We start from the raw sequence: 2,207 nt of genomic DNA, 5'->3' as shown, positions 1-2,207 counted from the left end.
GATTTTTTCATCCAGCTTAATAACGTCTAAATATTTTCCAAAGTATCCAAGTAAAACAATCCTGCAAAGAAAAACACTCTATAAAATGACCGTCGATTCACTGCAAGAAGTTTAATGATATTGACGATATTGACAATTCAAACATATTGGAATTGAATGAAATTACTATTAGTATTTTAGCCTTATGTATATCATTATGTCAGGAAATACATAGTAATATTTATATATAATACTATTAATATATTTTAATGTCAACAAAAAAAACTAAAATAGTTGTGGCAATAGTGATAGCCGCTATTATTATTGTTGCAGGTGTTTCTATTGCCCTGTTTAGCCATAGTTCCAAAGTTTTTACGGACACAGCCCAAACAGCTGCTCCAGGTTCACTTGATCCAGCAAGTGGTTTTTTTACAACCAATGGTCCCCTTTTTGCTGCAATGTTTCAAAGTTTAACGGAATTTAATGGATCAAGCAGCACACAGGTAGTTCCTGTGCTTGCATCCAATATTACAAGTATAAATAATCAGAATTATACATTCGAACTCAGAAGCTATGCCAATTTCAGCAATGGCGAACCTGTAAACGCTAGCTCGGTATGGTTCTCATTCTACCGTGGAATTATAATGGCACAGGGTCCATATGTTGCTGATTATCCAAATATACTGTTTAACAACACCAACTATGGAAATGTGAGTATTGCTCTTCCATGGGGACTGAGGGCTGCCCTGGTAAATGCTGGTTATACACTGAGCGGAAATCTCTCGAGCCAGTATAAACAGGCCGCAATTGATCTCGATGGAATACTATCCAATTTCAATTATAATCATACAGAAATGAAGGTAATGGAATACCCACACCAGGCTGTAGTTGTTAATTCAACACACGTTGTAAAAATAAATACCATGAAGCCTTATACGTTTCTACTTCAGGATGTCGCTGGATGGTGGGGTGATATATTATACCCTGGATATGTAGATGCACATGGAGGAGTTGTTTACAATACGCAAAATTCATATATTAACTTACACGGCGCTATAGGTTCTGGCCCCTATATACTAAGGAGTGCTTCATCAGGGCTTAATACCATAACTTTAGCAAAAAACAAGGCATACTGGGTTGATGGACATTCCTCCCAGGTCCCTTCAATTGCCCAACCTGCACACATACCTGAAATAGTGATAAAATATGGCTTAAGCCATACTGATAGGTTAGAAGCCTTTGATGACAATAGTTCGCAGATCAGCGTTGTATCACCTGCATCATTCAAAGATATAATAAATGGATTCTACAACAAAAGCCAGGCAAATGGGAATCTCGTGAAATCCACAAAGATTCTTGGCACTTTCTATATATCCATGAATGTACAGAGGTCGTACACCAACAATACACATTTTAGGGAAGCCATATATAACGCATTGAATTACAGTGCAGAACTCAAAACATATGACAATAACTATAACGGAAGTCCAATGGCTTACAGCGAGCTGGGTCCCTTATCCCCGCAGTATGGCAATGCATATTATAACCCGGATAACCTGACACCGCCTGCACAAAACCTCACTGCGGCTACACAGAACCTAAGCATTGCAGGAAGGGAAATGGGATTCTATGTAAAACTTCCAAATGGAACTAAGATAGGTGCTACGAGCTCCACTAATGACCTATCAAACCATGATTTTGTTATAACTGGCACATCACCCCCCTCCGGGCTTGAAAGTGCGCAGATAACCATAGCAATAGGGTCATTTGCCCAAATAGGGTTAAAATTTACATCGACATATGTTACTGAAAGCACAGTAGGAACATGGAATTCTGCCAATGTGACGCCTCATTTTGTTGATTTAGGTTGGGAACCAGATTTCTCAGACCCTATTGGACAGCAGCTTGCTGCTGTATATGATATTACAAATGGAGGCATAGGGAATAAGGCATGGGTCGATAACAGTACCCTGCAGAAGGATTTTACAAATCTTGACTTCCTCAACTCAACAGCCCAGAAACAGGAAATGAAGAACGTTTCTAAAATTGTATACGATCAGTATGCATATGCATGGCTTCCAATGCCTGATGCCTACTATTTTGTACAGCCTTATGTACATAATTTCCAGTACAATGCATTTATGGGATACTTCTATAATATTATGTACATATCATATGGGTCTAACACCAGTGCAGCATTACATACTAATACAGCATATGCTAATTAC

1 protein-coding gene is annotated in these 2,207 nt (G+C 38.5%); it reads left to right on the top strand.

Annotation, left to right across the window (positions count from 1 at the left end; all coding sequences use genetic code 11):
* Positions 1 to 248 precede the first annotated feature (248 nt).
* On the top strand, positions 249 to 2,207 hold a 1,959-nt coding region (locus AMDU4_RS09980; protein ID WP_290704972.1), incomplete at its 3' end, for an ABC transporter substrate-binding protein.

The organism is Ferroplasma sp. Type II (genome assembly GCF_000496155.1).
This window is presented reverse-complemented; position numbering and strand designations above follow the sequence as displayed.